Origin of the sequence: Vibrio sp. 2-1-2a (assembly GCF_032648565.1) — a bacterium.
In the GTDB taxonomy this organism is placed as follows: domain Bacteria; phylum Pseudomonadota; class Gammaproteobacteria; order Enterobacterales; family Vibrionaceae; genus Vibrio; species Vibrio diabolicus.
On record NZ_WBOH01000001.1, the window covers coordinates 107,197 to 132,300 of the forward strand.

The window sequence follows — 25,104 nt, forward strand, 5'->3', positions numbered from 1 at the left end:
GATTACTTTTCATCTGGTTATTTTTTTGGCACGAGTATCAAGTTTTCCTGTTTTCCCTCCACTGAAAATAAATAGTTCTTTTCTTTTTCCGCTACAAGTTCCCCATTCGAGTATAGCTTTCCAATTATCTTCATGTTTCCGTCACCAGCTTGAATCGGTGCAATTAAAAATGAATACTGTACGGGTAATTGAACGCCTTGGTAGTGCTGCAATGCAGATCTAAGACACTGATTTTCAATCACTTTACATATTTCCACATCAAGAGACGTAATCGAAGGTGGAAAGTATCCATCGACAGAAACCCAACCATAGAGTGTCGCCTGACTCTTTGTGTCAAAGCTACCTTCCCTTACAATCGGCACAGATTGACTACATCCACTTAGTAGGAATAGTCCGACAAAACCAGCCCATATAGAATTGTTCATTATGACACCATAAACTTATTTTATAGACTTAGTTCATTTTAATTTCACACAATTCTTTATGTAAAAATATAAAAGATCAACTTATATTTATACTACAAGCGGACAATAAATCGCATTCTTCAACAACACAGATTTAACATTAGATTTAATTTAACTCATAGTGACTGCGCCCTAATACACTTTCAATTAGGTGGGTATATTAGAGAACAAAGATATTTAAATATCTAAGAACAACCACAATATGCATCAGAGCACATTTGTTATCGCTGTTCTATTTAGCTCACCGAAATTAAAAACCAAAATATAATAACAACCGACCAATATTGATAAACACGAAGAGATACATCTAATATTTTCCTTGATAAAATTTCAAAAGGGACTATTCCTATGTCAGCACGCCAAACTATCGATGAGATTTTGCTAAAGTTTGCTCATCAAATAGGCTTGCCTGCACTGCATCTAACGGAAAATGAAGTAAGCTTAGCGTTTGATGATAATCTAAGAGTGCATATCATCTTTCATCCTGAATCGACAACCCTCCAGCTCGAAGCTGAGATTGTTGGTCTTCAAATCGTTAATTCCGATCTCTATCGTTCTTTCCTAGCCTTTAATTATCACTGGCCTGAGCATCAATTATTCTTTAGTTTAGATAATCATCGACATGTACTCTGTTTAAACCGACTTATTAACATTAAGCGACTGGATTATGAGTATTTTGAAACAGCTTTGGCGGAATTGTTGACGCAAAGTGAGTCGTGGGAGTCGTTATTGTCTGCTCATGTCGCCACTGCTGAGGTAGCTCCGATGCCACAAACTTTAGACTTAAGAGTTTAGGTGTCTCTATGTCCAACGACATCCAATCTAAATACACTAACTTACCGGTTCATGAAGTAAAGCAAGCGCAGCAAAGTGATGCTCTGCCACAAGGAACGTTTCATGGCCGCAAAGTGACCCTACTCTCTTCATCAGAAAGCAGTTTGGCTCGAATGAGCTCTAAAAGAGAACTTAGCGAGTGTTTAAACCAGTTTGCGAGTCTTGAGTCTTGTAATCGCGTCTTGGATTTTGATCAGCAGTTTAGTCTTGAAAAGCAAAACACCGCGGTCGAAAAACTACTTGAACGAAAAGTGACCGTAATTCAACGTTCCTGAGCACGCAATATAGATGGGTTCAAAATATAAATTTCACGTATATACACCCTCCCACCCGCAAGCCCATGCAATAAAAAACCCCGAAGGCTCGGGGTTTTGGTTAGTACTGCTTTTTCTTTGTTAACTACTTCATTTAGAAGAAGCCTAGTGGATCAACACTGTAGCTAATCAATAGGTTTTTCGTATTTTGGTAGTGATCCAGCATCATCTTATGTGTTTCACGTCCAATACCTGACTTTTTATAGCCACCGAACGCAGCGTGTGCAGGGTAAGCGTGGTAACAGTTAATCCAGATTCGACCAGCTTCGATATTACGGCCCATACGATATGCGACGTTCGCATCACGCGTCCAAACGCCTGCGCCTAAGCCATATTCGGTGTCGTTCGCGATTTCTAATGCTTCCGCTTCATCTTTAAACTTAGTGATAGCAATCACTGGGCCAAAGATCTCTTCTTGGAAAATACGCATCTTATTGTGGCCTTCCAACATCGTTGGCTGAATGTAGTAACCCTGATTGATTGACTCTGGCTGTTCAGATACACCACCACCAAAGACCACTTTTGCGCCTTCTTCACGGCCGATTTCGAGGTAACTTAAAATCTTATCAAACTGTTCTTGAGAAGCCTGAGCACCAACTTGAGTATCGGTATCGAGCGGGTTACCTTGCTTGATTAACTGCGCACGTTCCGTCAATTTCTCTACAAACTTATCGTAAATCGCTTCATGGACTAATACGCGAGATGGACAGGTACAAACTTCGCCTTGGTTGAAGAAACCAAGTAGCGTACCTTCGATACACTTATCGAGGTACTCATCTTCGTAATCGAAAACATCTGAGAAGTAGATGTTTGGAGATTTACCACCTAGCTCCACTGTCGATGGGATCAAGTTGTCCGCTGCACATTTTAGAATGTGATTGCCAACTTGTGTTGAGCCGGTAAACGCTAACTTCGCAATGCGGTTGCTGGTTGCGAGCGCTTGGCCCGCTTCTGAACCAAAACCATTAACAACGTTAATGACGCCCGGTGGCAGTAGATCTCCGATTTTTTCCATAAGAACCAGAATCGACGTTGGCGTTTGTTCTGCTGGCTTCAATATCACACAACAACCTGCCGCAAGTGCCGGTGCCAGCTTCCAAGCCGCCATCAACATTGGGAAGTTCCATGGAATAATTTGACCAACCACGCCAATCGGCTCCGGGAAGTGGTAGCTTGCGGTGTGCTCATCCAGCTCCGCCGCACTGCCTTCTTGTGCGCGAATACAGCCAGCAAAGTAACGGAAATGATCTACCACCAAAGGTAAATCCGCTGCCAAGGTTTCACGAACTGGTTTGCCGTTTTCCCATGTTTCTGCAACTGCAAGTTCTTCTAAATGCTGTTCGATACGATCAGCGATTTTCAGCAAGATGTTAGAGCGTTCTGTCACACTGGTTTTCGCCCATTTTGCTTTGATGTTGTGTGCAGCATCCAATGCTAAGTTGATATCTGCCTCGCCAGAACGGGCAACTTTACAATACGCTTGTCCGTTGATTGGTGAGATATTATCAAAGTACTCACCGCCCGTTGGTTTTACCCATTCCCCACCGATAAAGTTATCGTAATGCGATTTAAAGTTAACAATGGCATTTTCACTACCTGGCTGTGCATAGATCATAACTCTTCCTTTTGTTTCTCGTTCAATGTGTTATTGCAGTGTCGTATCGCACTGTTCACAAAGAGCATTACGCAAGTCACACGCCAACTACACCACACTTGTTGTTAATTAAATGTAAAACTATGATTACCAAGCGATAACAAACCAAGTGAGCGATGTTTGAGCGGATGTATGGTGTGAACACCAATGTTCAAGTGTTCCAAAATGGCACACCCTCACTGTGACAAAATGGTACAGTCATGGAACTTCAACACATTAGCGATAACAATTGGCTTTCAACTTCATGGATCCGAAGTGAACAGGCGGGTTTAAAACAGCGTCGACGCCCTGAAGATATTCGAGTGACACCAGCGACACTTCAAGATAGGCGTCACCAACTCAACTTCTTATTGGAAACCGTCACCCAGTTTGCTCTCCCGCTGTTTAATCAGCTTTTTGCTCATAGTGACAGCCGCTTAATTCTGACGGATGCCGACGGCGTCATCATCGGCAGTTGGGGACAACCTAAGTTCCGCGAGAAGTTGACCGAAATTGCGTTAAGCTCTGGTGCGTGCTGGCAAGAAAAGGTCAAAGGCACTAACGCGATTGGGACTGCGATAGTTGAAGCAAAACCGGTATCAGTCATTGGCGATCAGCACTTTATCCAACACCATCGTTTTATTAGCTGCTCAGCCAATCCTATTTTCGATCATTTTGGTCATTTGATTGGCGTGCTAGATATCACCAGCGAACAAAAGAAACATGATTTCTCAACGCAAGTGCTGGTACAAAACATGGTTCAGCAAGTTGAAAATCAATTGCTTAACTTGATTCCACAAGGGCATATTCGTGTGGATTTGGCGTGTGAGAAAGGCTTACTGAACAGTGGGTGGCAAGGGATTATCATCGCCAATGAAGATGGACAGATTCTCGCGCACAACCAAGTTGCTTCTCAGCTCCTCGCGCAACAAAACGTCATCGGGCAATCGCTCGACGACATTCTTTCTATCCAAAGTGACGAGCACCCTTTCGTGTTCAAAACAAAGCCGCTGACCGACAAAAAAGTGAAGTCTCGTTCCGTTACCGCTTCCAATGATCTGCATTACGGCGATTCTACTGTCGAACATTGCTGGCAACAAGCCAATCGCGTTATCGATAAAGACATCAGCTTACTGATTCTCGGAGAAACTGGGGTTGGTAAAAATGAGTTTGTGAAAGCGCTACATAAAAACAGCCAGAGAAAAACGGGGCCGTTGGTTTCCGTCAACTGTGGCGCACTACCGAAAGATTTGGTTGAGTCCGAATTGTTTGGCTACGTGGCTGGTGCATTTACTGGCGCAAACAGCAAAGGCTATCAGGGAAAAATTCGCCAAGCGCACAAGGGGATTTTGTTTCTGGATGAAATCGCAGATTTACCCTTGGAAGCTCAAAGCCGCTTGCTGCATGTATTGCAAGATAAAACCGTGCTTCCTGTGGGTTCAAACCAAAGTGTTCAAGTCGATACGCAAATCATTGCGGCCACACATAAAGATATCGAGAACTTGGTTAGCGAAGGAATGTTCCGTCAAGATTTATACTATCGCCTCAATGGTTTGATCATCGAATTGCCTCGCTTTGAAGAACGAGATGATAAGCAACAACTGATCGCAAATATCCACCGACGTCATGCTGAATCTGAACAACAACTTTGCCCTCACCTACTTTCTCTGCTGCTTTCTTACTCTTGGCCAGGAAACTTGCGTGAACTCGATAGTTTAATCAAAGTATCCGCGTTAATGGCGCAAGGTGAAGAAACGTTAGAGCTCGCTCACGTACCGACTCACTTGAGTAAGAAACTCAGCCAAGCTCAAGACGTAACAACCTTTGCCGAACCCACGTTAGAACTGCGTGCAACCGTCGAAGACAAACTGCTCAAAACATATCAAGCCAATCAGGGGAACATCAGCAAAACATCTCGCATGCTTGGCGTCAGTCGAAATACGATTTATAGAAAGCTGAAAAGCCTTGGCATATTGGGTTAATCCATAACCTCAGATACAAAAAGAGCACCTTTGCGGTGCTCTTTCTATTTGAAACCTAGCTTACAGGCCGCCTTGTTGTTGAGCCTGTTTTACTAATGCCTGACGTTGAGTTTCCTTCTCAGAGATCACTTGGTTGTCCTTGTGTATTTCCTGATCCAATTCTGCCGGAATGAAAACAAAGTACTTGTTAAGAATCATCTTAGAACCTCAATTTGTTGTGTTAATCACCTTCTTGGTCAACGTAAACAACACCAGAAAAACACGTTTTACTGGATCCTTGTTGCTGGTTTCAAAAAATAAAGGATGTTCATTTATTAAACATCCTCCATGTGGGCGATAATTATAGGCGTAGTTCAAAGGCTTACCTAGCACTCTTTTTCGCCTTTCTTGCAACCTTAGTTTCATTCTCAAAACTGATGCAATCACGCATATTTAATAAAGTATTGTTAAACAAAGAAAAGTGATGTTCATCGTGACTGATGATGAGGATGAGCTTCCCGGAATTATTGACTTGAAATTACGCCTAGTAAACTCGAAGGCTGCAATAATAGCGTTAAAAGGCCTTAATCTGCACAGCAAAAACTTTGAAGTGATAGACAAATACATTCATATATTTGTAAATCCGTTTATGGATTTGTCTACCAGTTCAATATTTCACCTTTTTTGAGAAATCTTTAGCCGCTTTTTTGTGTGAAACGCCCAAAAAGAACAGACAATCAAAGTGTGGTATATGACCACACTTGTCTATCCCCACTCAGCTTTGGGAGGCGTTTATGAAAAGTAGCAAACTTGGCCATGTGATGTCTTTCAGCAGAATGTTTTCCTTCATTGCGTTTTTGACGGCTACATTCGCATGGATTCTCAGCATGTATGCCCTATTTACTGTTTCTGTAGTAGCTCTTGTGGTCAGCGCAATTCTCTACCTCAAAGACAGGTTTTATCAAAACAAGAAAACGACCACAGAAAAGAGCGCCTAGGCGCTCTTTGAGTTTCATAAAGCCAGACACAAAAAAGGATGCCAATTGGGCACCCTTTTGCTTTTATCCGTTTACTGACTGCGGATTACACGTCGTAAGTTGTAGACGCTGTGTCGCCGCCTGTACCAGTCCAGTTCGTGTGGAAGAATTCACCACGCTCACGGTCGATACGCTCGTAAGTGTGAGCACCGAAGTAGTCACGTTGAGCTTGCAGTAGGTTCGCAGGTAGACGAGCTGTTGTGTAACCGTCTAGGAACGTTAGTGCAGAAGTCGTACATGGCATTGGGATGCCTGCTTCTAGAGACTTAGCCGCCACTTTACGCCATGCTACTAGGCTGTTTTGTAGGATACCTTTGAAGTAATCATCAGAGCCTAGGAATGCTAGTTCTGGATTCGCTTCGTATGCATCACGGATGTTGCCTAGGAACGCGCTGCGGATGATACAACCACCACGCCACATAAGAGCAACGTTACCGTAGTTTAGATCCCAGCCATTTTCGTTCGACGCTTCGCGCATTAGCATGAAGCCTTGAGCGTAAGAGATGATCTTAGACGCTAGAAGCGCTTGACGTAGTGCGTCAACCCACTCTTGCTTGTCACCTTCTACTGGCGTGATGGTCTTACCGAACAGTTTCTCAGCTTCAACACGTTGATCTTTTAGTGCAGATAGGCAACGAGAGAATACTGACTCAGAGATAAGCGTTAGTGGAATACCTAGGTCTAGTGCGTTGATACCCGTCCATTTACCTGTACCTTTTTGACCAGCAGTGTCTAGGATTTTCTCAACTAGAGGCTCACCGTCTTCGTCTTTGTAGCCAAGGATGTCAGCCGTAATTTCAACAAGGTAGCTGTTTAGCTCGGTGTTGTTCCACTCAGCGAATACCGCTTGCATCTCGTCTGCAGACATACCAAGACCGTCTTTCATGAACTGGTAAGCTTCTGTGATCAGCTGCATGTCACCGTATTCGATGCCATTGTGTACCATCTTAACGAAGTGGCCCGCACCGTCGTTACCAACCCAATCACAACAAGGCTCGCCTGCATCAGTTTTCGCAGAAATACCTTGGAAGATAGGCTTAACCGCTTCCCAAGCTTCTGGAGCGCCGCCAGGCATGATAGATGGGCCAAAACGTGCACCTTCTTCACCACCAGATACGCCAGTACCGATGAAGTGGATGCCTTTTTCGCGTAGTGCAGCAACACGACGGTTTGTATCTGGGTAGTTTGTGTTACCACCATCGATGATGATGTCGCCTTTGTCTAGTAGAGGGACTAGCGCGTCGATGAATTTGTCTACCACATCACCTGCGCGAACCATTAGCATCACTTTACGTGGCGTTTCTAGCTTCTCTACTAGTTCTTCTAGAGAGTATGCACCGATGATGTTCGTGCCTTTCGCTGGTCCTTCCAGAAACTCGTCTACTTTGGCAGCAGTACGGTTGTGAGCTACCACTTTGAAGCCGTGATCGTTCATGTTTAGGATAAGGTTTTGACCCATTACCGCTAGGCCAATTACACCGATATCACCTTTCATTGTTTCTCTCCAATTTTGTTTCATTGACGAGCAGCGTTTTAAGCAATTTTTGCTGCTGCGTCCAAATCTAAATACCATTCCGTCAGACCAGATTTCGCTTGAATCTTAGCCGCTGGGTATGGCAGTGCGTGTGCAGGTGAACTGTTGATCTCTTCAACGATGTCCGCTTTTCCTGCACCAAGCACTAAGTAACTGATGCGTTTTGCTGCTTCTAAAACGCGTGCCGTTTTTGACACACGAAGCTGGCCTGACTCAGGATGAGACGCCACAAGAGATAGATTCGCATCATCATAATTGGTTTGGCCAGGGAACAGAGAAGCTGTGTGACCATCTGCACCAACACCTAATAAGATCCAGTCAAACACAGGGGTTCCGTTTTCAGTCGGAATCACCTCTGACATCTCTTTCGCAAAGCGTTCCGCTTCCACTTTAGGGTCATCTTCACCGCGTATACGGTGGATGTTTCCTGTTGGAATGTTTACTTGGCTAAACAGTAGCGCGTTCGCTTCTCCGTAGTTGCTTTCCGCATCGTCAGGTGCGACACAACGTTCGTCACCCCACCAGAAGTGGAGATTTTGCCACTGAATAGAGGTTGCGTAAGCCTCTGAAGCCAACAGTTTGAACAGCATTTTAGGAGTGCTGCCGCCAGAAAGAGAGATGTGAACAGGTCGGCCCATTTCGCTGAACGCTTTCATGTCGTTAGCTAGGCTTTCAACTACCTGCTCTGCTGTTTGGTAGATCTTATGGTTGATCATAGTTCACAGTAATCCGTATCTGTTAAGTTTTTACATGGGAAGCGCCAAGCGCGACCATCACGCTGTAGCAGGTCGTCTGACTCTTTAGGACCCCATGTGCCGCATGCGTACCCGAAGAGGGATTGTGGATCTTGTTTAAAATCTAAAATTGGCTGTACGTACTGCCAACACGCTTCCACCGCATCACTACGTGCAAATAGCGTAGCATCACCATTCAAAGCATCAAGTAGAAGACGCTCATACGCAGTTAGCATTTGCGTTTCTTGTAGGTCAGCGTAATGGAAGTTCATTTTCACTTCTTTCGCTTCAAAACCTGCGCCTGGCTCTTTCAAGCCAAAGCTCATTTGAATGCCTTCGTCTGGCTGAATGCGAATGATCAGCTTGTTTTCTGGTGCGTTTTGACCAAACACTGGGTGCGGTGTTTGTTTAAAGTGGATAACCACTTCAGTCACGCGTGTTGGAAGACGCTTACCAGTACGCACGTAGAATGGCACGCCATTCCAACGCCAGTTGTTAATGTATGCTTTCAAACCGATGTAAGTTTCGGTACGTGAGTCGTCTGCAACCCCCGGCTCTTCACGGTAGCCACGTAGACTTTGTCCACGAACTTCAGAAGCGGTGTATTGACCTAATACTAGATCGTTACGCAGAGCGTTTTCGTCCAAAGGTTTTAAACACTGGAGTACTTTAACGACTTCATCACGCATCGAATCTGCATTGATCTGTGCAGGTGGCTCCATACCCACCATCGCCAATACTTGTAGCAGGTGGTTTTGGAACATATCGCGCACGGCACCCGAGTTGTCGTAGTAACCACCACGCTCCTCTACGCCGAGGAATTCTGCGCCCGTGATTTCAACATAATCAATGAAGTTACGGTTCCAAAGCGGCTCAAACATCGCGTTTGAGAAACGAAGTACAAGAAGGTTTTGTACCGTCTCTTTACCTAAGTAATGGTCAATTCGGTAGATTTGATGCTCTTGGAAGTGCTCGTGAATTTCTTTATCCAGAATACGCGCTGATTCAAGGTCATAACCGAATGGTTTCTCAATAATCAGGCGTTTCCAACCATCTTCTTCTTTGTTTAGGCCGTGTGCTGCAAGACTTGCAGGAATCACACTGTATAAACTTGGTGGGGTTGCTAAGTAGAAAAGCGTATTGCGCTGATCGAAACGATATTCGTCAGCAAGTTGGTCTAAACGAGAAGATAGCTTACTGTAATCTTGTGTGTCAGAAGTATTGATAGCTTGGTAGTGCAGATGGTTAATAAATGCATCAAGCGTTTCTGGCTCAGTCTTTTCCATTTCCTGAAGCGATTTTTTCAGCTTCGCGCGGTAAGACTCATCACTGTATTCAGTGCGACTTACACCCAGAATGGCAAAATTTTCTGGAAGCTGCTTGTTCGCATAGAGGTGGTATAAAGCAGGAATGAGCTTACGGTATGTAAGGTCACCTGAAGCACCAAAAATAACGATGCTGCTGTTTTCTGGTATTACCATCATCTTTCCCTTAAAAACGAGGTACTTATTGTGTGCCCGGATACGGCTAAAGGATGAGCCAACCCTATCAATGGCACCTCAAAATAGAAAATTGGTCTTACCTATTACGTTGATAGGTAAAGTCTATAGGCCCAAAGAACCTCAAGAAGTAGCACTCCCAAATCTGTTGGAAACACGACGTATTAAGGTCATTTAGGTCACTTATGTCTCAAAAGTACACACTGTACTCGCTGGAGGAGAGTCCGACACGGTGCAGTATTGTCTACGACTATTTGATTTACATCAACACTTGCCAGTGCAAACGTTTAAATAAGTTGCACAAAACATCATAAATATTTGTATTTTATGGATAAAAAAAGTTGCACTAACGTAAGACAAAAATTAAGCAAAAACTCTAATATGGACAATCCTTACCCACCCTTGCAATCCATTACAATTTTATTGTGATCTATGTAGCCTGAATTTTATCCTCTCACTCTATTGATAATGATACTCAATTAAAGATAATGAGGATACTATTAATGCGAAAGTAGAATGTCATGAAACCAGGCACAAAGAATCTGCACCCGATAAACCGAATACACTCTGTGCTTGATTACATTCACAACAATCTAGATATCGCACTTAGTGTGGATGAAATCTCGAAAGCAAGCTGCTGGTCACGTTGGCAACTGCAACGCGTTTTCCAGCAACACACTGGCGTATCCGTCGCTCACTATATTAGAGAGCTTAAACTAAGCCTTGCAGCTGAACGCTTAATCCATACATCAGATCGCTCGTTAGATATTGCGATAGAAATGGGGTTTGCGTCTGAACATGCATTTAGTCGAGCGTTCAAAAATATGTTTTCAAAGAGTCCTCGGGATTATCGTAAAGCTCAGCAACTAACGGGCTTGAGGCAACCTTTAACGTTGCGCGAGACACCAGAAGACGAAAATAGACATAAGTGCTTTATCGAAGTTCGAATAGAAACAAAACCTGCTTTTGTGCTTGCTGGTTATCATGAACCTATTTATGGATTGTTTTCCGCAACGCCCAACTTCCAATCCAAAGTGCCCTCTCTGTGGTCACAGCTCTATTCATCTGAAAACCATACTCATCTGGAAAGAAACTATCTTGGTGTGATTGACGTAACAAAAGCGTATTCAAGCAACCAGCAACTCGAGTATTGGGCCGGTTATGAGTACAACTCTGCGTCAAGAACTTCAATATCCAAAGGCTCTACGCAAGAACCAGATCTTCTGGTTGTTCCTGAGCAAACCTACGCAGTGATTACGCACATAGGTAAAGCATTAAATCTAGCGGCGACGCTTGAGTGGTTCATTTTGCACTGGCTCCCCTATTCCAATTATCACGGTATTGATGGCTACGAGTTAGAAGTTTATCCAGAAGACTATGATGTTGAGAGCGAGAACGCCCAAATGCATTACTGGATACCTGTCAAACCGAACGAAGCCATGCCCATTAGATAGAAGCCTAAGCACTTAGGTTCTGGCTTTGCACCAAATTGTTAACTTTTCCTATTTCTTTCGCTATAGAATGCAAACAACAATCATTATCAACAAATAAAAAGTAGTGGAATTAATAAATATGGAAAGTCCGAATCGATTTCATCGTTCTGCGGTTGCAGTCGTGGTATCCGCGCTTATTGCTGGTCACGCCAGTGCCACTGAGAGCACTTCTCAGCACGAAACTATCACAGTACTTGGCGAAACATACCGAAACACTGCAACTAAAACCGTTTTAGAACCGGAAGAAACGCCGCAAGCGATCACGGTAATCACTAAAGATGACATGGACCTGCGCGGCGTAAACTCGGTGAGCGAAGCATTGCGTTACGCGCCTGGCGTAAATACAGAGCTGCGTGGCGGTGCCGTTTCCCGACTTGACCTATTCAATATTCGTGGTTTTATTAACTACACCAACTTTTATGATGGTCTTCCTTTGCTGTACAACGCCTGGAACCTTCAACCTCAGGTCGATTCCGTTGCCCTTGAACAAATCGAGGTTTTTAAAGGGCCAACGTCTGTTCTTTACGGCAATATTCCACCAGGAGGCATGGTCAATATTATCGCCAAGGCGCCTCAGTCAACACCTTCGCACTCTGTCTCGATTAGTACTGGGACTAACAGCCTAAAAGAACTGACGTTCGACACCACAGGACAAATTGGTGATTCTAATGTTGATTACCGTATTATCGGCCTCGCAAAACAGCGAGATGGTCAAGCCGATACGTCTGAAGACGAACGTTATGTCCTCGCTCCATCTTTCAATTGGCAAGCGACAGAAAGCACCTTTGTCAACGTGAATGTTTACTATCAAAATGATCCATCAGCAGGTATCTACACTACCGTGCCCGCGTCTGGCTCAGTGATTGACAACCCACTTGGCTCGATGTCGCCAAGCACTTATTTGGGGGATGAGGACTGGAACACTTACGAACGCGAAGTTCTGATGATGGGTTACAAAGTCCAACACGACTTTAACAACAGTTGGCAATTTCTACAGAATGCCCGCTACATGACCGCCGATGCCTATCAGGAAAACACATATAACGGTGCACTTGAAGCAGATAACCGTACCGTTGGTCGAAATGCTTATTTAACCGATGAAAAGTCCAAATCCTTTGTGATTGACAACCAACTATCTGGCTACGTTAAAACAGGAAATTTTGAACATAACTTATTGTTCGGGCTTGATTATCAGTATCTAGATTCGGATGTAAAATACAAAGATACGCTTGGGTATTCGCTAACTCAGGACATCTTTAATCCTGACCACAACAGCATTGATCGTAATGCACTGAATTTCCAATACAAACAAAACTTAGATATCAAAACGAAGCAAATTGGCGTTTATTTGCAAGATCAAGTTCGTTACGACCAACTTGTAATGATTGCAGGTCTTCGTTGGGATAAATACGATTCAAATACGGACGCCGTGAGCGATTATCTAGGAACAATATCCAACAGCAAGGAAGAGTTAGACGACACCAACGTATCTTTCCGAGTCGGCGGTTTGTATGAGCTCGACTTCGGCTTATCCCCATACCTTACTTACTCCGAGAGTTTTGAGCCAATTGCGGGTGCAGATGCCACAGGCAAAGCGTTTGAACCATCAACCGGGCATCAGTGGGAACTCGGTTTTAAATACGCGCCATTGTCTGGCGATATTTCGGGTAATTTAGCGTTCTTCCATATTACGAAGAAAAACGCGATCTTGACCGATCCGAATAATCCTTATGCACCGAACTATCAAGCGGGCGAAGTGGTATCACAGGGTGTTGAACTAGAGGCAAAGTGGCAAGCCACAGCACAAGCTGATTTCACTCTAGGCTACACGTATACCGATATGGAGATTACCGAAGACAGTTATTACAACCAAGAAGGTGAAACGCCGGTTTGGGTGCCTGAGCAAACGGCCTCTCTATGGGCCAATTACTTCTTTGAAGGAAATCTTTCAGGCCTTCGTACCAGTGCTGGCGTTCGCTATGTCGGAGAAGCACAAATTGATGCACAGAATAGTCAAAAAGTACCGGACTACACCTTGTTTGATTTGGCAGCAAGTTACGATTTCTCAACGGTATCTGAATCAATGAAAGGGGCTAGCGTCACCCTTTCTGCAAGCAATCTATTCGATAAAGAATACTATTCTTGTTACGACAAAAATAACTGTTGGTTTGGCGCTGAGCGCTCTATTGAAGCGAAATTAGAATATAATTTCTAACTCCTCAGCGCGAAAAAGCGATGGTTTGTTTAAAACAAGCCATCGCTTTCATTTCGTATTTAGCATCAAAATCTACGTTACCGTATCACTTTCTTATAGCACCTTTCCGGCCTACCTACCGACCCATAGTTTAAATCAGCCTCTAGTTCACCAGTGCTGATCAGATACTCCAAATAGCGCCTTGCCGTTGTTCGGCTCGCACCAATCTTTTCGCCTGCCTCATCAGCGGTCAGCACACTACCATTTGGGAACAACTCTCTGATCTTATCCAAGGTTACACCATCAATCCCTTTCGGTAATCGGTTCGGCAAGTTGTCTTGATTGGCGTGAGACTGCAGCATTTTATCAACGAGGTTCTGATCCAAACTCTCTGCGATGTCTAGTTGCTGGCGTTGGGACACATACTTTTTCAGTGCGGCATCTAAGCGTGGAAACATCACTGGTTTTAACAGGTAATCGACAACGCCACCTCTCATTGCCTGTTGTAGCGTATCGACATCCCTTGCCGCGGTAATCAAAATGACATCACACGTTTGGTTGTTCGCACGTAATGTATTGAGTATCTCAAGCCCTGTTCCATCAGGAAGGTATACATCCATCAACAAGAGGTCTGGCTTAAGAATATCGAGTTGCATTTCCGCTTCAATTCTCGTGGTCGCAATGCCGACCACTTCCAAGCCTGCCAATTGGCTTAAGTATTTGTGGTGCAGCTCAGCAATAGCCAGATCATCTTCAATGATCATTACGCGAGTCGCCATACTCATAATTGTTCTTCCTTGGGTAAATACACCGTTATTCTTGTTCCATAATTTGTGTTGGGCATCATCTCAACATGGCCGTGATATCGAGTAGCCAACTGGTTGACAAGATGCAATCCTACCCCCCGATTTTGACGAGATTTCGTCGACACCCCTTTTTTAAATAGCACCTGCGGCTCTATATCGCTTGGTAAACCACAACCTTGATCTATCACCTCAAGTATCACTTCATTTCCGTAATCACTCACTGACACATCGATATTTCTGCGCTCCGATGCGACATTCGATTCATCACGAATCGAGGTTAACGTTGCGTCGAAAGCGTTATCAATTAAGTTGCCCAGAATGGTGACAAGGTCTTCCGAATTTAACCACTCAGGCAGAGGCTCCAAACGACTGCCTTCTTCAACCACCAGCTGTAAGCCTAACTCGCGAGCACGTTCTGTTTTTCCAAGCAACATACCAGCAATTAACGGGTCTTTAACGGTGTCTCTTAAAAATTCGATCATCGCTTGATAGTGTGCGGTTTCTTGCCCAATTAACTTTTGTACGGCATCCAGCTCACCCATCTGAACTAACCCGCTAATGGTGTTTAGCTTATTTCGATGCTCATGGGTTTGCGAACGTAATAAATCTGCATATTCTTTGGTTTGTGATAACTGCTCGGTTAGGTCGTTGATTTCATCCCTTAAACGGAAACTCGATACTGCCCCCACTATTTTTCCATCCACATAAATTGGCGAACGGTTTGCGATCAGACGTTTATGATTAAGGAATATCTCAATATCATGATCTTCCTGTCCGGTTTCTAGCACCGTATATAAGTCACTATCGCGTAACGTCTCAGTCAACGGTTTATTAAGAGCTGCCTCTCTATCAATACCGAGAATCTGACAGGCGCTACGATTGATCGAGCGAAGTATCCCTTGGGCATCAATACTTAACACGCCTTCTTTAATGGTACTCATCGTCACTTCTAATTCGCCGTACAACCGCCCTATCTCTTCAGGCTCGAACCCCAAAATGGCGCGCTGAAACTTTCTCGACGCATAATTGGATACGATGGCATTAGCGACAACAACTACGATGACCATGAAGATCAAAAAAGCCAAAAATGGCTCGATGCGGTCTTGCAGCCGGTCGAGCAAATAGCCAACCGAAACCACACCAATGATGTCCCCTTGCTCGTCAAAAATCGCAGCTTTACCACGAACTGAATAACCTAACGACCCCTGAGCTGTCGAGACATAAGACAACCCCTGCTCTAGCGCTCGACGATTGTCACCACCTCTCATTGGCTTACCCAACCGCTCATCAACGGGGTGGATTAAGCGCACTCCCTCGTGATCGCCAATAACGATGAATGCAGCACCGATGGCTTCGGTTAATTCTCGGAAACGAAGTTGGTATGGCTGGGGATTTTGGGTTACGACCATTTCGCGAACAACGGCGGAGTCTGCTAAAAAACGGGCAACACCCAGTGCTTTTTCTCCCATTTCTTGCTCTTGATTGATTTTGAGATAAGTGAATCCTGCAGCGACAAGTAATAGAAGTTCTATCAACCCCGACAGCGTCATAATAATGAGCATTCGCTTACGAAAGCTGATCGTTTTCCAACTCATTGATACATCCTTATGATTCACTCCCAAGCGATTACGTTAACACTCAGTTAACAGCATGGCTTTGTTGCGGTGATAAATCTGTGAGGAAGGCAAGCAAACCGCAGAGTTTACGGTTAATTAATCGACGAGCTGAAACATAAAATTACAACCATTCACCAAATTTAGCATTCCTCTCTGATACTCAATTCCATACATAAATTGCCCTTTAAAACATGATCGTGATCACATCGATTTTAGCGGTTTTTGAGGCGTTTTTAGACTTTCCAACGTATAATTTTTAATCAACGAAACCATTGAGAGTTTCGGTTAGAAAGCAGTGAAGCTGGAAGTCTATTAAAAGCTCAACATTGATGTCAGTGATTTGGACACAAATAAAACAAAACACAAATACTGACTATATGACAAACACTTAGACACCATCTGAAAACTGGAAAACTATAAACAGAGGTGCATTTATAGTTAGAAGGAACACCAAACATGGAACGCGATACCTTTGGAATATGCCTGAATAAGGCGATGCTGTCAGAGAATATGTATTCAACGTTTACACACGTCAGGGCTTATGAAAAAAACGGAGGCGGTACTTCTGATCTCAAGGTCCTGTTATCGTTCCCTCAAATGAGTGGAAAAGACCTATTGAATACGATGCGAGGTTCTCGTCAGCTTGAGTGGAGAGCAGAGTTTCACTGTCCATATACGAAGTAAACTTGTAACATCTCCCGCGCCCAGCACAAACATAACTGGGCGCATACTACTACCCAATTTCCCCTCCTACTTAACACCAAGTTACGAATCCTTTATATTAGAGCTTATACTCTACGACAAAGCAGCCATTATGAAAAAAACAGGAAAGTTTTGGATACTGGGCTTACTTAGCAGCTCGATTTCCCTTGCCTGTCATGCGGCACCGATCACTTTTGATACCGCATGGCAGCTATTGCTAGAAAACAACTATTCTCTTAAAGCTCAACGCTCAAACGTCGAGAATTACCAATACCAAGAGAGTGCCACCAGCAATCTCAACTTACCTCAGGTTACCATTGGCGCGAATTACACGCGTTTAGATACCGATATCACGCTGTCGGGAAAACAGATCCTAGACAGCACAGGAACACACATTAACGTACCTCCTGCTTTTCAACCTATTTTTGGTGCCTTAGCTAATACCACTTCGACCATAACCGAACGCGATATTTTCTCTTCGTCTATTCGTGCCATTTGGCCAATTTTTACTGGTGGTCGTATTTCTGCTGCTCAATCAGCAGCAGAAGGCAAAACAGATGAGGCTAAAAGCCAGCTTCTAATGGAACAACAAGCGCGCTTTGAAGATTTGTCGAAGTACTACTTTTCTGTCGTGCTGGCAAAGGAAGTACTCGCAACGCGGCAAGCGGTTGAAGCTGGACTAAAAAAGCATAGAGATTTTGCCATTAAGCTTGAAGAGCAAGGACAAATCGCACACGTTGAGCGCCTGCAAGCCGAGGCTTCTTTAGATAAAGCATCTGTAGAAACACGTAAAGCCGCTAGCGATTTGAGTATCGCTCAGGCCGCATTAGGTAAATTACTCGCACAAGATGACGCCGTAGAGCCCGCTGAATCTTTGTTTATCAACGACAGTCTTCCTCCTCTTACCGCTTTTGTCGATCAAACGTTGCTTACCTATCCGGGGTTAGACCTTCTGAGCGCTAAACACAAACAAGCCTCTAGCTTAATCAAAGCAGAAAAAGGGAAATACTATCCTGAAGTTTACCTTTACGGCGACTACAGCTTGTATGAAGACGATTCTCTCGCAAGCCAAATGAAGCCTGACTGGTTAGTTGGTGTTGGTGTCAGCATTCCACTGATTGAATCATCAGGGCGAAGCGAAAAAGTCAAAGCCGCTCAAAGCGTCGTCTCACAGGTCGACTCATTAAAGTCCCAAGCCAAACAAGACTTATCGCTGTTAGTCCAAAAGACATACTTGGAGGCTCAGCAAGCCATTGATGAAGTACAAGGGCTCGCATCTAGCATTGAACTCGCTAACGAAAACCTGCGCTTGCGTGAAAAAGCATTTACTCAGGGTCTGTCGTCTTCTCTGGATGTTGTGGATGCACAACTTTATGTCGCGAGTATAGAAACACAACGTTCAGCGGCACGTTTCCGCTATTTAATATCTTTAACCAAACTACTCGCATTGAGCAGTGAAATGAACAGCTTCGAACAATATCAAAATACCGCTTATATCCCTGCTTCAACATCCAAAGAGGTGAAATAAATCATGGCAGCTAAATCACTAAAACCCGTTTTACTCTCACTTTGTGCTTTGGGTGTTGTCTCTTGGGTTGGCTATCAATTTTACCAAGCCTATCAACCGGAACCGATCCGCTTACAGGGATTAATTGAAGCCCAGCAATACAGCATTTCCTCAAAAGTTCCAGGGCGTATTGATGAGGTCATGGTCCGTAAAGGCGACGATGTAGAGAAAGGTCAGCTTATTTTTACCCTTCATAGTCCTGAAATTGAAGCGAAGTTAGAACAAGCAAAAGCAGGTGAAAAAGCGGCGGACGCCTTAGCTCAAGAAGCTGAGAAAGGCGCACGTGAGCAACAAATCCAAGCAGCAAAAGATCAGTGGATGAAAGCCAAAGCCGCTGCGAATTTAATGGAAAAAACCTACAATCGCGTGAATAACCTCTATAAAGATGGCGTGGTTGCAGAACAAAAGCGCGATGAAGCTTTAACTCAATGGCAAGCAGCGAAATACACAGAAAGTGCCGCGTTTCAAATGTACGAAATGGCAAAAGAAGGCGCGAGAAGTGAAACCAAAGTAGCTGCGGCGGAAAAAGCGCGCATGGCATCAGGTGCCGTAGCGGAAGTAGAAGCGTATGCGAAAGATACTCAGATCTACAGCTGGTTTGACGGCGAAGTCTCTCAAGTTCTACTTCAAAGTGGTGAATTAGCACCTCAGGGCTTCCCGGTTGTTACTGTGATAGATACAGAAGATGCCTGGGCGACAATTAATGTGCGTGAAGATTACCTTCAACACTTTAAAAAAGGAGCAACCTTTGATGCCCATTTGCCTGCCTTAAATAAAAATGTTGAGTTCAAAGTAACGCATGTTGCCGTTATGGGTGACTTTGCAACGTGGAGAGCAACCGATGCTTCTCAAGGTTTTGATCTTCGTACCTTTGAAGTAGAAGCTCGTCCAGCTCAACCCGAACCTGAACTGCGTATGGGAATGAGTGTTGTCGTTGAACTTTAATCACAACCACTAGGTTAATGCTATGACGATTAAGATTTCACAGCGGCATATCTTACGACGAGATAAGTGGTTGCTTTCGTGCCTTACTTGGATACCGATTTTGCTCGCGGTGATGATTTGGGGAGTGTTCTCTGCGGGCATTGCCCGGGATCTGCCAATCGGTGTGGTTGATCTACAACATTCCCAACTTTCTCGAAAGCTCATTCAATCTTTGGATGCGTCGTCGAGTCTGGCTGTTAACTATCACTACACCAGTGCAAGCGAAGCAAAAAATGCGATGATTGAAGGCGATATCTACGCTTACGCGGTCATCCCATCTAAGTTCGATCAGGATATTCTCCAACACCGCCAACCTCAACTTTCTGTCTTTTACAACAGTCAGTACATTTTGGTAGCGAAATTGATCAACTCTGCCGTTGCGCAAGCACAAGGCTATTTCGATGCTCAGGTTGAAGTAATGAGCAACTTGGCTAAAGGTAACACCACAACGTTAGCGGCGGCTGGACAGGCTGTACCCGTGTCGACACAAATAACCGCATTATTTAACCGTAACAATAACTACGCACAATTTTTGGTAACGGCTATCGTGCCAGCCATTTGGCAAATATGTATTGTAGTAAGCACTATTTTGATTCTTACCGCGCACTTTCGCATTTATGGTGGAAAGAATGGCTTTGCATTTTTGGGCAAAAAGCCATACGCCAAGCTCACTTCCCTATTAAGTCAGTACATTCCGGTCTTTATGGCGCAAGGTGCGTTGTTCTTGTATTGGTTTTATTCCGTGCTTGATTGGCCAATGGAAGGCAGTTTTGTGGTTATGCTACTAGCACAATTGGTGACGGTTATCGCCTGTATCATTATGGGAGCGTTGTTCTTCTTCTTGTCGATGGATCCTGCACGTGCGATGAGTTTTGCTGGCGCGTTTACGGCTCCAAGTTTCGCGTTCATGGGAATTACATTCCCAGTTTCTGACATGAACACGCTCGCTTATGCATGGCGTTCATTATTGCCGATTACCCATTACATTGAAGTGCAAGTGAGTCAAGCAAGCTATGGAGCATCGGCCGCACAATCTTTAAGCTCGCTATGGCCTATGATTGGCTACGTTGTGCCCCTGCTCATTACCGCAGCCTTGATGGGTAAACATCGAACAGCTTCATCAACACGCCAAGCGAAGGAGGCGGTATGACATTGTGGCAACTGATTAAAGCGGAACTGAAGGCCGTTCTAACCAATCCAGTCGTTACGTTGACCGTTTTTGGTGGTGTCGTATTTTACTCGTTTTTATACCCTTTGCCTTATGCACAACAAACGCCTCGTGAACAACCAATCGCGATTGTTAATTTAGATGGTAGTCAGACGAGTTTAAAGCTGGAACGTATGGTTGATGCCACTCCACAAGTCAACGTAGTTACTCGACTTCATACGATTGTCGATGCAAAACAAGCATTTTTACAACGAGAGATCACCGGTTTTTTAGTCATACCAGAACACTTTTACAAAGACCTCATGTTAGGTAAAAGCCCGACTCTAGCCTACGCTGCGGACGCCTCGTATTTTCTCGTGTACGGAACCGTGGTAGAGGGATTGGCCCAAGCGGGAGGCACATTAGGGGCCCAAGTGAAAGTCAGTAAAATGGTGATAGATGGTGTGCCCATGAGTATGGCTAGCCATAATTACTCTGCTATTAAGCTTAATATGAAACCGACGTTCAACCCAACCATGGGTTACATCGAATACGTAGTGCCAGCAGTATTTGTTCTGATTTTACAACAAACGTTGATCATGGCGGTTGGATTACAAACGGGAACACAGCGTCATGGTCGTGGCTACTGGTCTCAAGTATCAACGGGATCGCTGCTACTTGTGAGAACGTTAGTATTTGTGGCAATTTATTATTTACTCGGCGCTTATTATTTTGGTTTTAGCTTCGAACGTTTAAGCGTAAACCATATCGCCAACGCGGGCGAACTACTGACCATGTTGTTCCCGTTCTTTTTAGGTTGTTGCGGACTAGGCTTCTGGCTAGGTTACTTACTACCTAGGCGTGAACTGGTCACCTTAGTCGTCCTCGTGAGCTCTATGCCGCTCATTTTCTTGGCTGGCTTTATTTGGCCAGTTGAAGCTATTCCTGCTCCCCTACTATGGATTGCTGATTTAAGCCCAAGTACTTGGGCGATCAAAGCTTTCTTAGCGCTAAACCAAATGGGGGCAACCTGGCAACAAGTCGCTCCACATTGGACGGCACTTTGGGCACTCACCGTGCTTTGGGGTAGCGTTGCGTACTGGATTGCTAAGCGCAATAACAAGCCAGTTGTAACAGAAAGTCTAAGTTGATTTCTCTCTACAGCTCAAAGATATAATCACAAATCAAAAACCTGATGGACGATCTGAGGGGCGAAGTATCGCCCCTTTTTTTGTATTTGAGCACCTCACAATCTCAGATTGAAATTAACTTTAATCAAGGATTCAGCCGATAAATAACTCTAAGCGCCCGTAACAAGTTTGCAGCAGATTTATAACCAATAATCACAAAAGCCCGCACCAGCTTAACGTGCAAAAATCAACCACCTTTATTAACATCGTTTTTTGCAGTTTATCGAATAATACCTTTCCTATACCGTAATTTTCGAGCGTACCAATAGCTGTTTTATCAGCGTTTTCATAAGAAGTACGACGCTCTAGTGAAAGTCGAAAATCGCGTTAAAGGAAGTTATTATGAAAAGTCTTATCTCAGTGAGTGTTTTATCTATATTGTCTTTCGGTGCCCATGCTAAGCGTCAATCCAGTGAACCCATCAAGGTCATCGAACCCATTACTGAGATCGACTGTAAAAATATTGAATTGGGTAAAACGCTATGGTTTGAGCCTTGGCTGTCGACGTCGAACATCATTTCTTGTGACTCTTGCCATAACATCGCGAAAGGTAGTGTTGATAACTTATCAAGCTCAATTGGTTCCCAATGAACCATTGGCCCGATTAACTCACCTACGGTGTTTAATTCAGATTTGAATTTCGTGCAGTTTTGGAATGGACGAGCAAAAGATCCGCAATAGGGCCTGCGGCTTGCTGGTCGACACTCTTCAATCTATCCCTCAATATTGCGAGTGGTTTCAGCAAATCCATGGAAGCGACAACATAACCATTGATAACGTAACCGATGCTATCGCGGCATTTGTACGCCAAACGCGCCATTTGATTTATGGTTGAAAGAGAACACACGGTGCGCTCACCAAAGCACAGGTTGAAGGCTATCAACTGTTTAAACCGCTTGTCATCGCAGACCATTAGCTAGTGGAAAAATGTATCAAAAAATAGGGTTGGTGAAGCCATTTGCCACAGACACCCCAAATGTTGACCGCAAAGCCATTAGTTCGTATTAAAAGTCCCATCCTTACGTAACGTAGAATTCACCTACCCGTACTTCCATGATGGCTCAGTTTGTAATCTTCAGGAGGCGGTAGAAATGCTAGCCGATCTGCAACTTGGTCAAAAGCTAACGAAAGAATAGTCCACCAAAATCACTGAATTCTTACGTTCTCTAACAGGTGAGCAACCACGAATCACTTTACCCCACTTACCACCATCCCCCCCATGAAACTGCAAGGCCGAATATTTAAGATTTGCTCTATCTAATTGAAACTAATGGCATTCAGTAGGCAACATTTAAACGCTTTGTCTAACCAATATATGGAAAGGTACTGGTTCTTGGGGAATCTACAATCACCATCATCAAAGCATGTCCCTACTAGTCGAAAGACCTTGTAGAGCCGCAGAATGGATTTATTGCAAACCTATCACTTTCTTGCTCTTTTTTTAGTGGCAACTAGCTATGAAGAGGGAAGCCCCCCTTCATGGCTAGACAAAAAATAAACTAAGCCACATTAACCGATTTAGTTAAACTATTGCTCTGAAAGAATTCATCATGTAATGCGCAAATCGCACGCTGATATTCTTTATCACCCACTACGAACTGAACGTTTACATTTCTCATTGATGAGTGAAGTGCAACTGGCGTTACGCCATTGTTCATCAAAGAAAGTACACCTTTCGCCAGTGTCTTGTTGGTGTCAATTTGAGAACCGATGGCTGAAATCAGCGCGACCATACGGCCTTTAATCGACGCATTCGGATAGCGTTTTTCAGCTTTATACAACACTTTGTTCAAGCTATCAGTACTGCCACCTAGATAGTAAGTAATAGAGTTCGCGTTCATCTCTTTACCAACTAAACTTACGCGAGCATCAGAGATAATTTCCATTAATTCGTAGCTAACGTTATCAGCTTTTCCCACCATCGCTTGGTCAAACAAATGCAGTGCGAACACCTTTTCTTTACCTGCGATAATTTCGACTTTGTCTTCTTCTGGGCGGTAGCTTGAAGAGATCAAAGTGCCTTCGTGTTCAGGTTCAAATGTATTTTTAATCTGTAGCTCAATACCACTCTCACGTAAACCTGCGGCTGCATTTGGGTGAATCGCTTCCATGCCAAGGTTAGCAAGTTGGTCTGCTACATCATAGTTTGTACTACCAATTGGCAAAACTTTTTCAGGACCAACAACACGCGGGTCTGCAGAGCTCAAGTGGTACTCTTTGTGAATTACCGCTAAATCCGCTTTTGTTATCGCTGCAATTCGGCTAAATGTCATCTCACTATAACCTCGGTCATAAGTGTGCATTAGGCCTTCCTTACAGTAAGCATAACCTGTAACGATTGGCAGTTCTTTTGACACATCGATATCAGCAAACGCATCACTGATCGATTCATCAAGGCTTCTTGGCGCTTGATTGTCCCAACCGGACAGGTCAACGAACTTAGCGTTAATACCCATATTTTTTAGTTTCAGTGCCGTGTTGTAAGCACTGTGCGCCTCACCGATAGACGACAGAAACTCTCGAATTTGAGGCAAATACTGACGTAGCGAAAACTGACCGTACTGACACGTTTCTAAAATGTTCGCAATACAGTTTTTTGCTTCAGCAATACGTGAGCGAATGAATTTGTCTGCACGGATACGATTCATTGGGTCCGCGAAAATATTTTCATTTGTGAGCAGCATACGGCTTTCTACATATGCTAGCGCTTCTTCCCATTTGTCATCACGCTTCGCGATAAGCTGATAAACACCTGGCTTACTGGTTTTTTTACATTCGAGTAGCGCGTCGGTCATACCGCCGTATGCAGAGACGACAAAGATACGATTGTATGGCGATTTAGGACGAAGAATAATGTTGTCGAGAACAGCATCAAATGCTGTCATTGATGTACCGCCGATTTTTTCTACGGTAAATGTCATGATAAGCCTTTTTTGATTGGTAACTTTAAAAGAAAAAAGAAGAGATAGTTGATCGTGGGGCGACAAGCACCCCACCTCTATCTTTTAGTCAACGAGAGGATAAACACCATTTTCATCGTGCACTTCAGCGCCGGTAATTGGTGGGTTGAATACACACGCCATTACCATTTCTTTGTTCTTATAAGCTCTCAAGTAGTGCTCATCGTGTTTATCAAGGATGTATAACGTACCCGGTTTAATCGGGTAAGTTTCTCCACCAACGACTTCAATTTCACCTTCACCGCTCATACAAAAAACCGATTCTAGGTGATTTTGATAGTGAATGTGTGTTTCAGTACCTTCATAAATCGTAGTAATGTGGAAAGAAAAACCCATGTTGTCATCTTTCAACAACATACGGACACTTTCCCAGTTATCTGAAACCACACGTCGCTCACTGTTGCGACACTCATCGAGTGTTCTGACGATCATAAT

General features: G+C 44.0%; 21 protein-coding genes and 1 pseudogene. 12 read left to right on the forward strand and 10 right to left on the reverse strand.

Translation table 11 applies throughout. The annotated features are described in order from the left end of the window. Window positions 1-17: 17 nt before the first annotated feature. The gene (locus F7Y48_RS00625) at window positions 18-425 is read right to left on the reverse strand and encodes a YscW family type III secretion system pilotin (RefSeq protein WP_316679674.1); all 408 of its coding nucleotides are present in this window, start codon (window positions 423-425) and stop codon (window positions 18-20) included. A 387-nt stretch (window positions 426-812) separates the two neighbouring features. Between F7Y48_RS00625 and exsC the strand changes: the two genes are divergently transcribed. Together exsC and exsE2 are read left to right on the forward strand one after the other, a co-directional pair. Further along, window positions 813-1,259, forward strand: a complete 447-nt coding sequence (exsC, locus tag F7Y48_RS00630) for a type III secretion system regulatory chaperone ExsC (protein WP_005397386.1) — start codon at window positions 813-815, stop codon at window positions 1,257-1,259. A gap of 8 nt (window positions 1,260-1,267) precedes the next feature. Beyond that, window positions 1,268-1,573, forward strand: a complete 306-nt coding sequence (exsE2, locus tag F7Y48_RS00635) for a T3SS regulon translocated regulator ExsE2 (protein WP_005397379.1) — start codon at window positions 1,268-1,270, stop codon at window positions 1,571-1,573. A gap of 133 nt (window positions 1,574-1,706) precedes the next feature. Here the strand turns inward: exsE2 and F7Y48_RS00640 are convergent, their stop codons facing one another. Next, entirely contained in the window at window positions 1,707-3,227 is a 1,521-nt protein-coding gene (locus F7Y48_RS00640; RefSeq protein WP_237309603.1) for an aldehyde dehydrogenase family protein, read from the reverse strand. A gap of 239 nt (window positions 3,228-3,466) precedes the next feature. Between F7Y48_RS00640 and F7Y48_RS00645 the strand changes: the two genes are divergently transcribed. Further along, entirely contained in the window at window positions 3,467-5,227 is a 1,761-nt protein-coding gene (locus F7Y48_RS00645) for a sigma-54-dependent Fis family transcriptional regulator (RefSeq protein WP_258507878.1), read from the forward strand. 60 nt (window positions 5,228-5,287) lie between these two features. On the opposite strand, the gene F7Y48_RS00650 is transcribed toward F7Y48_RS00645, so the two are convergent. After that, entirely contained in the window at window positions 5,288-5,425 is a 138-nt protein-coding gene (locus tag F7Y48_RS00650; RefSeq protein ID WP_012841759.1) for a hypothetical protein, read from the reverse strand. A gap of 575 nt (window positions 5,426-6,000) precedes the next feature. On the opposite strand from F7Y48_RS00650, the gene F7Y48_RS00655 reads away from it, so the two are divergent. Continuing rightward, on the forward strand, window positions 6,001-6,204 hold the full coding sequence (locus F7Y48_RS00655) for a hypothetical protein (RefSeq protein WP_005397371.1): 204 nt from the start codon (window positions 6,001-6,003) through the stop codon (window positions 6,202-6,204). 85 nt (window positions 6,205-6,289) lie between these two features. Here the strand turns inward: F7Y48_RS00655 and gnd are convergent, their stop codons facing one another. The 3 genes from gnd to zwf are packed head-to-tail and all read right to left on the reverse strand — an operon-like array spanning window position 6,290 to window position 9,992. Next, window positions 6,290-7,738 (reverse strand): decarboxylating NADP(+)-dependent phosphogluconate dehydrogenase, encoded by a 1,449-nt coding sequence (gnd, locus tag F7Y48_RS00660; protein WP_005397369.1) that lies wholly within the window; start codon window positions 7,736-7,738, stop codon window positions 6,290-6,292. Window positions 7,739-7,776: 38 nt separating this feature from the next. Next, the gene (gene pgl / locus F7Y48_RS00665; protein WP_316679675.1) at window positions 7,777-8,493 is read right to left on the reverse strand and encodes a 6-phosphogluconolactonase; all 717 of its coding nucleotides are present in this window, start codon (window positions 8,491-8,493) and stop codon (window positions 7,777-7,779) included. Next, window positions 8,490-9,992, reverse strand: coding sequence for a glucose-6-phosphate dehydrogenase (zwf, locus tag F7Y48_RS00670; RefSeq protein ID WP_005397367.1), 1,503 nt, complete (start codon window positions 9,990-9,992; stop codon window positions 8,490-8,492). The genes pgl and zwf overlap by 4 nt, the downstream gene beginning before the upstream one ends. 539 nt (window positions 9,993-10,531) lie before the next feature. On the opposite strand from zwf, the gene F7Y48_RS00675 reads away from it, so the two are divergent. Beyond that, window positions 10,532-11,464, forward strand: a complete 933-nt coding sequence (locus tag F7Y48_RS00675; RefSeq protein ID WP_256899029.1) for an AraC family transcriptional regulator — start codon at window positions 10,532-10,534, stop codon at window positions 11,462-11,464. Window positions 11,465-11,582: 118 nt separating this feature from the next. Then, on the forward strand, window positions 11,583-13,718 hold the full coding sequence (locus tag F7Y48_RS00680) for a TonB-dependent siderophore receptor (protein WP_316679678.1): 2,136 nt from the start codon (window positions 11,583-11,585) through the stop codon (window positions 13,716-13,718). A gap of 77 nt (window positions 13,719-13,795) precedes the next feature. Here F7Y48_RS00680 and F7Y48_RS00685 read toward each other — a convergent pair whose 3' ends face one another. Further along, a complete protein-coding gene (locus F7Y48_RS00685; protein WP_114322274.1) occupies window positions 13,796-14,482 on the reverse strand; it encodes a response regulator in 687 nt (228 codons plus the stop codon). Beyond that, window positions 14,479-16,098 (reverse strand): sensor histidine kinase, encoded by a 1,620-nt coding sequence (locus F7Y48_RS00690; RefSeq protein WP_316679679.1) that lies wholly within the window; start codon window positions 16,096-16,098, stop codon window positions 14,479-14,481. The genes F7Y48_RS00685 and F7Y48_RS00690 overlap by 4 nt, the downstream gene beginning before the upstream one ends. A 477-nt stretch (window positions 16,099-16,575) precedes the next feature. Between F7Y48_RS00690 and F7Y48_RS00695 the strand changes: the two genes are divergently transcribed. The 6 genes and pseudogenes from F7Y48_RS00695 (at window position 16,576) to F7Y48_RS00720 (ending at window position 22,954) form a co-directional block, all read left to right on the forward strand. Next, window positions 16,576-16,803, forward strand: a complete 228-nt coding sequence (locus F7Y48_RS00695) for a hypothetical protein (protein ID WP_005377125.1) — start codon at window positions 16,576-16,578, stop codon at window positions 16,801-16,803. Between the two features lie 130 nt (window positions 16,804-16,933). After that, the gene (locus F7Y48_RS00700; RefSeq protein WP_258507886.1) at window positions 16,934-18,349 is read left to right on the forward strand and encodes a TolC family protein; all 1,416 of its coding nucleotides are present in this window, start codon (window positions 16,934-16,936) and stop codon (window positions 18,347-18,349) included. Window positions 18,350-18,352: 3 nt separating this feature from the next. Beyond that, window positions 18,353-19,333 (forward strand): HlyD family secretion protein, encoded by a 981-nt coding sequence (locus F7Y48_RS00705; protein WP_258507889.1) that lies wholly within the window; start codon window positions 18,353-18,355, stop codon window positions 19,331-19,333. 22 nt (window positions 19,334-19,355) lie between these two features. Next, the gene (locus F7Y48_RS00710) at window positions 19,356-20,522 is read left to right on the forward strand and encodes an ABC transporter permease (RefSeq protein WP_258507891.1); all 1,167 of its coding nucleotides are present in this window, start codon (window positions 19,356-19,358) and stop codon (window positions 20,520-20,522) included. Next, window positions 20,519-21,670, forward strand: coding sequence for an ABC transporter permease (locus tag F7Y48_RS00715; protein WP_258507893.1), 1,152 nt, complete (start codon window positions 20,519-20,521; stop codon window positions 21,668-21,670). Before F7Y48_RS00710 ends, F7Y48_RS00715 begins: the two co-directional genes overlap by 4 nt. 381 nt (window positions 21,671-22,051) lie before the next feature. Further along, a pseudogene (locus F7Y48_RS00720) lies at window positions 22,052-22,954 on the forward strand (cytochrome-c peroxidase). A 254-nt stretch (window positions 22,955-23,208) separates the two neighbouring features. On the opposite strand, the gene F7Y48_RS00725 reads toward F7Y48_RS00720, so the two are convergent. After that, complete coding sequence (locus F7Y48_RS00725; RefSeq protein ID WP_005393366.1) at window positions 23,209-24,630, reverse strand: aspartate kinase; 1,422 nt, start codon at window positions 24,628-24,630, stop codon at window positions 23,209-23,211. A gap of 84 nt (window positions 24,631-24,714) precedes the next feature. Next, on the reverse strand, window positions 24,715-25,101 hold the full coding sequence (locus tag F7Y48_RS00730) for an ectoine synthase (protein ID WP_005393369.1): 387 nt from the start codon (window positions 25,099-25,101) through the stop codon (window positions 24,715-24,717). Between the last annotated feature and the right edge of the window lie 3 nt (window positions 25,102-25,104).

What these genes read in the sequence shown, in the direction of transcription:
- F7Y48_RS00705 (WP_258507889.1), top strand. Translation starts at nt 18,353, where the DNA reads ATGGCAGCTAAATCACTAAAACCCGTTTTACTCTCACTTTGTGCTTTG.
- exsE2 (WP_005397379.1), top strand. Translation starts at nt 1,268, where the DNA reads ATGTCCAACGACATCCAATCTAAATACACTAACTTACCGGTTCATGAA.
- F7Y48_RS00725 (WP_005393366.1), bottom strand. Translation starts at nt 24,630, where the DNA reads ATGACATTTACCGTAGAAAAAATCGGCGGTACATCAATGACAGCATTT.
- F7Y48_RS00700 (WP_258507886.1), top strand. Translation starts at nt 16,934, where the DNA reads ATGAAAAAAACAGGAAAGTTTTGGATACTGGGCTTACTTAGCAGCTCG.
- F7Y48_RS00715 (WP_258507893.1), top strand. Translation starts at nt 20,519, where the DNA reads ATGACATTGTGGCAACTGATTAAAGCGGAACTGAAGGCCGTTCTAACC.
- F7Y48_RS00625 (WP_316679674.1), bottom strand. Translation starts at nt 425, where the DNA reads ATGAACAATTCTATATGGGCTGGTTTTGTCGGACTATTCCTACTAAGT.
- F7Y48_RS00685 (WP_114322274.1), bottom strand. Translation starts at nt 14,482, where the DNA reads ATGAGTATGGCGACTCGCGTAATGATCATTGAAGATGATCTGGCTATT.
- F7Y48_RS00650 (WP_012841759.1), bottom strand. Translation starts at nt 5,425, where the DNA reads ATGATTCTTAACAAGTACTTTGTTTTCATTCCGGCAGAATTGGATCAG.
- F7Y48_RS00695 (WP_005377125.1), top strand. Translation starts at nt 16,576, where the DNA reads ATGGAACGCGATACCTTTGGAATATGCCTGAATAAGGCGATGCTGTCA.
- F7Y48_RS00655 (WP_005397371.1), top strand. Translation starts at nt 6,001, where the DNA reads ATGAAAAGTAGCAAACTTGGCCATGTGATGTCTTTCAGCAGAATGTTT.
- zwf (WP_005397367.1), bottom strand. Translation starts at nt 9,992, where the DNA reads ATGGTAATACCAGAAAACAGCAGCATCGTTATTTTTGGTGCTTCAGGT.
- exsC (WP_005397386.1), top strand. Translation starts at nt 813, where the DNA reads ATGTCAGCACGCCAAACTATCGATGAGATTTTGCTAAAGTTTGCTCAT.
- F7Y48_RS00680 (WP_316679678.1), top strand. Translation starts at nt 11,583, where the DNA reads ATGGAAAGTCCGAATCGATTTCATCGTTCTGCGGTTGCAGTCGTGGTA.
- gnd (WP_005397369.1), bottom strand. Translation starts at nt 7,738, where the DNA reads ATGAAAGGTGATATCGGTGTAATTGGCCTAGCGGTAATGGGTCAAAAC.
- F7Y48_RS00645 (WP_258507878.1), top strand. Translation starts at nt 3,467, where the DNA reads ATGGAACTTCAACACATTAGCGATAACAATTGGCTTTCAACTTCATGG.
- F7Y48_RS00730 (WP_005393369.1), bottom strand. Translation starts at nt 25,101, where the DNA reads ATGATCGTCAGAACACTCGATGAGTGTCGCAACAGTGAGCGACGTGTG.
- F7Y48_RS00640 (WP_237309603.1), bottom strand. Translation starts at nt 3,227, where the DNA reads ATGATCTATGCACAGCCAGGTAGTGAAAATGCCATTGTTAACTTTAAA.
- pgl (WP_316679675.1), bottom strand. Translation starts at nt 8,493, where the DNA reads ATGATCAACCATAAGATCTACCAAACAGCAGAGCAGGTAGTTGAAAGC.
- F7Y48_RS00690 (WP_316679679.1), bottom strand. Translation starts at nt 16,098, where the DNA reads ATGAGTTGGAAAACGATCAGCTTTCGTAAGCGAATGCTCATTATTATG.
- F7Y48_RS00710 (WP_258507891.1), top strand. Translation starts at nt 19,356, where the DNA reads ATGACGATTAAGATTTCACAGCGGCATATCTTACGACGAGATAAGTGG.
- F7Y48_RS00675 (WP_256899029.1), top strand. Translation starts at nt 10,532, where the DNA reads ATGAAACCAGGCACAAAGAATCTGCACCCGATAAACCGAATACACTCT.